The organism is Bradyrhizobium sp. (assembly GCF_027451485.1).
GTDB lineage: Bacteria > Pseudomonadota > Alphaproteobacteria > Rhizobiales > Xanthobacteraceae > Bradyrhizobium.
Genome location: NZ_DAIDJE010000074.1, coordinates 1 through 6,382, shown reverse-complemented (window position 1 = coordinate 6,382; position 6,382 = coordinate 1). Strand labels below are relative to the sequence as shown.

Genomic DNA, 6,382 nt, shown 5'->3' with positions numbered 1-6,382 from the left:
AAACCCACTGGTGCTGATCGACGAGATCGAGAAGGCCGGCACGCGCAACGATTATGGCCGGCTGTGGGACTGCCTGCTCGGCTTTCTCGAGCCCGAAACCAACGCGCGTTACCCGGATCCCGCGCTGCAGACCACGCTCGATCTCTCGCACGTCTCCTATATCGCCACTGCCAACTCGATCGATCCCCTGCCCTCCCCGATCCGGGATCGATTTCGCGTGGTGACGTTTCCGAAACCCACGGCGGGCGACCTCGATGCGCTGCTTCCGGCGATCCTGGCCGACCTCGCCCGCGAGCGCGGTCTCGACCGGAGATGGATGATGCCGCTCGACGGCGCCGAGCATGCCGCCGTCGCCCGCCATTGGCGCGGCGGCTCGGTACGGCGTCTGCGCCGGGTCGTTGAGGCTGTTCTGCGGCACCGCGAAGATGCGGCAACCAAGAACTGACGATGAGCGGCAACCAGGCAACCGCATGAGCTACGCCGCCTGACCGGCCCGGCCATCCCAAAAGGTTGCATTAAATAAAAAAACAACTCCAACGCTAATCGTCGAAACCAGTGTAGGCGCGGTCCGCGTCGGCGCCCCCCGTTACTTACCCCAAAGTGTAACGGACAACTCGGGAAATGTAACGCACAAATCGAAGCAAATTCTGTCCCTTTTTGACCGCGATACAACCGACGGCTCATCCGCAGCCGCGGCCGAGCTCGATGAAGGGCAATACCGTGTCCGCGACAATCGGCGGCTCCCCCTGGTCTTGCATGAGGTGGTAACGTCCAATTCGACGACTCCGCGCCAGCAAGGCCTTGAGTTGAAAGGGTTTTCGCGGCTCTTAGGCAGGCGCTGGTAACGCTCAATTCCGAAAAAGTAACGCTCAACTCGGAAAAAGTAACGGGCAACTCGGAAAAAGTAACGCCCAATAGGCAGTAAGGTAACGCCGAATTCGGGTTGTCATTAGGCCTCGGGTACACCTCGTGCACCCTGAGGTAGGCACGAACAAAGCGTCGACTAACGTGAGGTGGGGCGCCTTCATCGAGGCAAGTCATGCGCGCTCGACCTCTCGCACGTCTCTTACGTCGCGACAGCCAACAGTCTCGATCCGCTTCCCTCCTTGATCCGGGATCGATTTCGGTGTGGTGACATTTCCGAAACCGTCACCGGGCGACCGCGACGCACTTCTGCCGGCAATCCTGGCAGACCTCGCCCGCGAGCGCGGTCTCGACCGGAGATGGATGATGCCGCTCGATGACGCCGACTTGCCGCCGTCGCGCGCCATTGGCGGCGGCTCGGTACGGCGCCTGCGCCGGGTTGTTGAAGCGGTTCTGCGGCACCGCGAAGATGCGGAACCAACCAGGATGCAGACCTGGCGGATCGGCATTCGCCCGACGTCGCCTGACGGGCAAGGAGCCCGAGAATCGTTTGGCCATCCCCGAAGCGACACCCCAGCCGAAACTGGAGAGTCAATTCATTTCAATGGACTAGCGGGCTTCTGGCTGCCAAGACTGCCCGGCTCCGGAACCAGGATGCACCTGCCGCCGAAACGGCGTGACGCCGACCCGGGAAGCGGGTAAACGGACGCCCGGAAATCCTCATACGTGCGGCCCGGTGCCGCATTCTCCGGGCAGTTGAAGGCCCGCCCCGGAGTTGCCCCAATGGCGGGACATGCCTGACAGCTTGATGATCACCCCATCCAGATCCGTCGTCGCGTGCGCGACCCTTCTCGCGGCCGTGCTCTTTGGCAGCTACGCCCACGCGCAGGCCTATCCGCCTCAAAGCTACCCACCTCCCCCGCCGCCCCCAAGCGGCGCCGCCAATCCGATGTGTCCGCGGCTCGAGGCTCAGCTTGCGACGATCGACCGCGGCGGCTTCGACCCGGCCAGGGACGAGCAGATCCGCCGCTACCAGGATTCGGCGGCCAAGCAACAGGCGGAGCTCGATCGCATCACCCTGCAGGCCAAGCGCATGGGCTGCGACAGCTCCGGCTTCTTGTCGCTGTTCACCGGCCAGAACGCACAATGCGGACCGGTGAACAACCAGATTCAGCAGATGCGCGCAAACCTCGATCAGATCACCACGAATCTCGAGAACCTGCGCACCGGTGGTCTTGGCGGCGGCGACCGCGAAAACCAGCGCCATTCGGTGCTGCTTGCGCTGGCGCAGAACAATTGCGGGCCGCAATACGCCACCGCCTTGCAGCAACAACAGGGGCCCGGCGGGTTCCTGAACAACCTGTTCGGCAACGGCCAGGGCACTCCGAACGCAACGCCGATCGATCCGATGGCAACCGGCACCTACCGCACCGTCTGCGTGCGCACCTGCGACGGCGGCTACTTCCCGATTTCGTTTGCCACCATCCCGGCACGGTTTCCCGACGACGAAAAGTCCTGCAAGGCGCTCTGCCCAGCCACGGAGGCCAACCTCTACGCCTATCGCAATCCGGGCGAAGACATAAGCCAGGCGGTGTCGATCAGCGGCCAGCCGTATACGGCGCTGCCGAACGCCTTCCACTTCCGTCAGGAGTTCAACCCGACCTGCTCCTGCAGGGCCCCGGGCCAGTCCTGGGCCGACGCGCTCAAGGGCATCGACGACAAGGCGGCCGCCGAGCAGCAAGGCGATATCATCGTCACCGAGGAGAGCGCCAAGAAGATGTCGCGGCCGCTCACCAAGCCGACACCGGCGTCCAGGCGAGGATCGGCCGCGGCCACGCCGCCCGCAACGCGGAACCCGCCGGCGGCAGTTTCCGATGCCTCGCCCGACAGCAAGACGATCCGGACGGTCGGACCGACCTTCATCCCGGCGCATTAATTTAACGCGCGACCTGGCTGTCGGTCCGGCATCAGCCGTCGATCGCCTCCGCCGACGCGCGGCCCGCGCGCGAAACGAGGCGGTCATCGGGCGTGGGCAGCGGCCTGCCATCGTCGCGAAAGCGGTTGGTGATGGGGTAACGGCGGTCGCGTCCGAAGTTCCGCCGCGTCACCTTGACCCCGGGCGCCGCCTGACGGCGCTTGTATTCGGCGACATTGAGAAGGCGGTCGACGCGCGCGACGACTTCGCGGTCAAAACCCGCCGCGATGATGGTCGCGAGCGGTTGCTCGCGCTCGACGAGCCTTTCGAGAATGGCGTCCAGCACCTCGTAAGGCGGCAGCGAATCCTGGTCTGTCTGGTTTTCGCGCAGCTCGGCGGTCGGCGGCCGCGTGATGATGCTGGCGGGAATGACTTCGCCGGAGGGGCCGAGCGCACCTTCCGGCTTCCAGTCGTTGCGAAGCGCGGAAAGCCGAAAAACTTCGGTCTTGTAGATATCCTTGATCGGGTTGAAGCCGCCGTTCATGTCGCCATACAGCGTGGCATAGCCGACCGACATCTCGGACTTGTTGCCGGTCGTGACCACCATCGCGCCGGTCTTGTTGGAGATCGCCATCAACAGCGTGCCGCGGGTGCGCGCCTGCAAATTCTCTTCGGTGATGTCGCGCGGCAGACCCTTGAAGGTGTCGGCCAGGATTTCCTCGAAGCCATTGACCGCCTTGGCGATCGGCAACACCTCGTAGCGAAAGCCGAGATGGCGCGCGAGCGTCGCCGCATCGTCGAGCGACACCTGGGCTGTGAAGCGAAACGGCAGCATGACGCCGCGAACGCGCTCGACGCCGAGCGCATCGACTGCGATCGCCGCGCACAGCGCCGAGTCGATGCCGCCGGAAATGCCGAGCAAAACGCCGGGAAATCCGTTCTTGCCCACATAGTCGCGCAAGCCGAGCACGCAGGCCGCATAATCGGCCTTGTCGCCGTCGGGCAGTATCGCGACGGGCCCCTGGCAGCGCCAGCCACTGTCATCCTTTTGCCAGCGCAGCGTGGCGATGCTCTCCTCGAAAGCCGGCAATTGCGCCGCGACCGAGAGATCGGCATTGAGCGCGAACGAGGCGCCATCAAAGACGAGTTCGTCCTGCCCGCCGATCTGGTTGAGGTAGACCAGCGGCAGCCCGCTTTCGGTCACCCGCGCCACCGAGACCGACAGGCGGATATCGGTCTTGCCGCGGGCATAGGGCGAACCGTTCGGCACCACGATGATTTCGGCGCCGGTCTCGGCGAGGCACTCAACGACGTTCTCGTATTCCGCCGATTCTTCCAGCCAGGTGTCCTCGCAGATCGGCACCCCCACCCGCACGCCGCGGATGGTCATCGGGCCGGAGACGGGCCCGCGGGCAAAAACCCGCTTTTCGTCAAAAACCCCGTAATTCGGCAAATTGACCTTGTAGCGGATCGCCGCGATCCGGCCTTCGTCGAGCAGCACGCAGGCATTGAACAGCTTGCCGTCCTCGACAAAGGGCGTGCCGACGAGAACCGCAGGCCCGCCGTCGGCGGTCTCGAGCGCCAGTTCCTCGACCACGGCGCGGCAGGCCGACTGGAAAGCCGGCTTCAGCACCAGATCTTCAGGCGGATAGCCGGCAATGAACAGTTCCGGCAGCACCACGAGGTCGGCGCCGTCGGCCCGGGCGCGCTCGCGCGCCGCGCGGACCTTTGCGGCATTGCCGGCGACATCGCCCACCGTCGGGTTGAGCTGGGCCAGAGTGATCGAAAACTGGTCGGCGCGTTCGGTCATGAATGGATCGTGCCTCGCATGTGCTCAAACTACAACCGGCCGCCCCAGATAACGCGCATGTTCAGATGACGCCCATGCGCTCGGCGATCGCAAACAGCCAGAACAGCCCGGCCGTGAGCAGCGCGACCCCGACCGCCGCCGACCCCATGTCCTTGACCCGGCCGATCTGCGGGTCGTGATCGAGCGTCAGCCGATCGGAGAGCTTTTCGATCGCCGTGTTGAGCAGTTCCACCACCAGCACCATGGCGACCGCGGCGACGAGCTCGATCCGCCGCATCAAGGAGGTGCCGATCACCCAGGCGAGCGGCAGCGAGAGCAACAGCGCGAACAGTTCCTCGCGCACGGCCTGCTCCGAGCGTATCGCAAAGGCGAGGCCGTTACGCGTGTTGATCGTGGCCCGCCAGAGCCGCAGCATCAAAGTCCTGCGGCGGCCGGCATCGGGCTCACCTTGGCGGCGCGTTCCTGCTTCAGGAGTTCGGCGACCAGGAAGGCCATGTCGATCGACTGCTCGGCGTTCAGGCGCGGATCACAGACCGTGTGATAGCGATCGCTGAGATCCTCATGGGTGATGGCGCGCGCGCCGCCGATGCACTCGGTGACGTCCTGTCCGGTCATCTCCAGGTGAATGCCGCCGGCATGGGTACCCTCCGCCGCATGAACGGCGAAGAACGACTTCACCTCGGACAGGATGCGGTCGAACGGTCGGGTCTTGTAGCCGGAGGTCGAGGTGATGGTGTTGCCGTGCATCGGATCGCACGACCACACCACAACGCGGCCTTCCCGCTTCACCGCGCGAATGAGACCCGGCAGGCTTTCGCCGATCTTGTCGGCGCCGGAGCGGTTGATCAGCGTCAGCCGTCCCGGCTCGTTGTCCGGATTGAGCACGTCGATCAGCTTCAACAATTCGTCCGGCTTCAGCGAGGGCCCGCACTTCAGCCCGATCGGATTCTTGATGCCGCGGAAATATTCGACATGGCCGTGATCGAGCTGGCGCGTGCGGTCGCCGATCCAGATCATGTGGCCGGAGGTCGCATACCAGTCGCCGGTCGTGGAATCGACGCGCGTGAAGGCCTGCTCGTAGCCGAGCAGCAGCGCCTCATGGCTGGTGTAGAAGTCGGTCGCGCGCAATTCGGGATGGCTGGACAGGTCGAGCCCGCAGGCGCGCATGAAATTCAGCGCGTCCGAGATGCGGTCGGCCAGTTCCTTGTAGCGCCGCGACTGCGGGGAATCCTTCAGGAAACCCAGCATCCACTGATGCACCGAGCCGAGATTGGCGAAGCCGCCGGTGGCAAACGCGCGCAGCAGATTGAGCGTCGCCGCCGACTGGCGGTACGCCATCAGCTGGCGCTGCGGATCGGGCGTGCGCGCCTCCTTCGTGAAGGCGATGTCGTTGACGATGTCGCCGCGATAGCTCGGCAACTCGACGCCGCCGATCGTCTCGGTCGGCGACGAACGCGGCTTGGCGAACTGGCCGGCGATGCGGCCGACCTTGACCACCGGCACCGCGCCGGCATAGGTCAAAACCACCGCCATCTGCAGAAAGACGCGGAAGAAATCCCGAATGTTGTTGGCGCCGTGCTCGGCGAAGCTCTCGGCGCAGTCGCCGCCCTGGAGCAGGAACGCCTCGCCGGCTGCAACCCGTGCCAAAGCCTTTTTCAGATTGCGCGCCTCACCTGCAAAAACCAGCGGAGGAAACGTCGCAAGCTGCGCCTCGACTTCGGCCAATGCCTTGGCATCGGGATATTGCGGCATTTGCACCACTGGCCGCGAGCGCCAGCTATCGGGTGTCCAGG

General features: G+C 64.7%; 6 protein-coding genes. 2 read left to right on the top strand and 4 right to left on the bottom strand.

Annotation, left to right across the window (positions count from 1 at the left end; genetic code table 11):
- Positions 1-445, top strand: a 445-nt coding sequence (locus NEZ08_RS10240; protein ID WP_298106502.1) for an AAA family ATPase, incomplete at its 5' end; no start/stop codon positions are given.
- Between the two features lie 704 nt (positions 446-1,149).
- On the opposite strand, the gene NEZ08_RS10235 is transcribed toward NEZ08_RS10240, so the two are convergent.
- On the bottom strand, positions 1,150-1,422 hold the full coding sequence (locus NEZ08_RS10235) for a hypothetical protein (protein WP_298106501.1): 273 nt from the start codon (positions 1,420-1,422) through the stop codon (positions 1,150-1,152).
- 235 nt (positions 1,423-1,657) lie between these two features.
- Between NEZ08_RS10235 and NEZ08_RS10230 the strand changes: the two genes are divergently transcribed.
- On the top strand, positions 1,658-2,800 hold the full coding sequence (locus NEZ08_RS10230; protein WP_298106500.1) for a DUF2865 domain-containing protein: 1,143 nt from the start codon (positions 1,658-1,660) through the stop codon (positions 2,798-2,800).
- Between the two features lie 31 nt (positions 2,801-2,831).
- Here NEZ08_RS10230 and NEZ08_RS10225 read toward each other — a convergent pair whose 3' ends face one another.
- The 3 genes from NEZ08_RS10225 to NEZ08_RS10215 all read right to left on the bottom strand — a co-directional run.
- Positions 2,832-4,589 carry an NAD+ synthase gene (locus tag NEZ08_RS10225; RefSeq protein WP_298106499.1) on the bottom strand — a complete coding sequence of 586 codons (1,758 nt, stop codon included), beginning with the start codon at positions 4,587-4,589 and terminating at the stop codon, positions 2,832-2,834.
- Between the two features lie 61 nt (positions 4,590-4,650).
- Entirely contained in the window at positions 4,651-5,004 is a 354-nt protein-coding gene (locus tag NEZ08_RS10220; protein WP_298106498.1) for a diacylglycerol kinase, read from the bottom strand.
- Positions 5,004-6,382: class II 3-deoxy-7-phosphoheptulonate synthase (locus NEZ08_RS10215; protein ID WP_298106497.1), on the bottom strand; the 1,379-nt coding region annotated here is incomplete at its 5' end. The genes NEZ08_RS10220 and NEZ08_RS10215, both read right to left, overlap by 1 nt.

Bases quoted from the DNA above. Each gene is read 5' to 3' on its own strand.
- NEZ08_RS10235 (WP_298106501.1), bottom strand. From the start codon at position 1,422: ATGGCCAAACGATTCTCGGGCTCCTTGCCCGTCAGGCGACGTCGGGCG.
- NEZ08_RS10225 (WP_298106499.1), bottom strand. From the start codon at position 4,589: ATGACCGAACGCGCCGACCAGTTTTCGATCACTCTGGCCCAGCTCAAC.
- NEZ08_RS10230 (WP_298106500.1), top strand. From the start codon at position 1,658: ATGCCTGACAGCTTGATGATCACCCCATCCAGATCCGTCGTCGCGTGC.
- NEZ08_RS10220 (WP_298106498.1), bottom strand. From the start codon at position 5,004: ATGCTGCGGCTCTGGCGGGCCACGATCAACACGCGTAACGGCCTCGCC.